This window comes from Psychrobacter sp. Choline-02u-9 (assembly GCF_002836505.1).
GTDB lineage: Bacteria > Pseudomonadota > Gammaproteobacteria > Pseudomonadales > Moraxellaceae > Psychrobacter.
In genome coordinates, this window is the sequence record NZ_PJBF01000025.1 from 1 (window position 1) to 677 (window position 677).

A 677-nucleotide genomic window follows, 5' to 3' on the forward strand; every position below is an offset into this window, starting at 1 on the left:
TGGGATCAATTGCAATCGACGATGATAAAGTACGGCTGCTATCAAACTCAAAACAGCCGAGAGATCATGGAAGCCATACTGTGGAAACTACGCACAGGGGCGCCTTGGCGTGACATACCTGAAGAATTATGTTCGTGGAAAACAGCCTATAGTCGTTTCAACCGCTGGTCGAAAACTGGCTTATGGGCGGATTTTTTTTTGGCTTACGAAAAGAAGTTGATACGGAATGGGTATTCACAGACGGAAGCTATGTTCGCTGTCATCAGCATGCAAGTGGAGCTCGGCGTGGTGAAGAGCGAGCAATTGGACAAAGCCGTGGCGGAGCAACTACAAAGATACACCTATCCTGTGATGCCGATGGATATCCGCTCCATTTTAAAATCACTGGGGGTGACGTCCACGACAGTCAAATTGCAGGTGAATTGATTGAGATGATTGGGCAAGCTGATTACTTTATCGCTGATAAAGGCTATGACTCAGAGTGTATCAGAGACAAAGCTCGCAGCCATAATATGATACCTGTCGTTCCTAAAAGGAAGAATGCCAAACAGCCTAATCCAGAGTTTGATAGCTATTTGTACAAACTGCGTCATCTTGTTGAAAATATGTTTGCAAGGCTTAAACACTTTCGTAGTATCGCCACTCGCTATGAGAAGTTAGCGCGTAATTTTAAGTCA

Annotated in this window: 1 protein-coding gene; it reads left to right on the forward strand. The window is 44.8% G+C overall.

Annotation, left to right across the window (positions count from 1 at the left end):
• A protein-coding gene (locus tag CXF69_RS00590; protein WP_219621361.1) for an IS5 family transposase occupies positions 1-677 on the forward strand; the annotation gives its coding sequence in 2 pieces (ribosomal slippage) (positions 1-178 and positions 178-677; 678 coding nt annotated over the 2 pieces). This gene is flagged as partial in the annotation.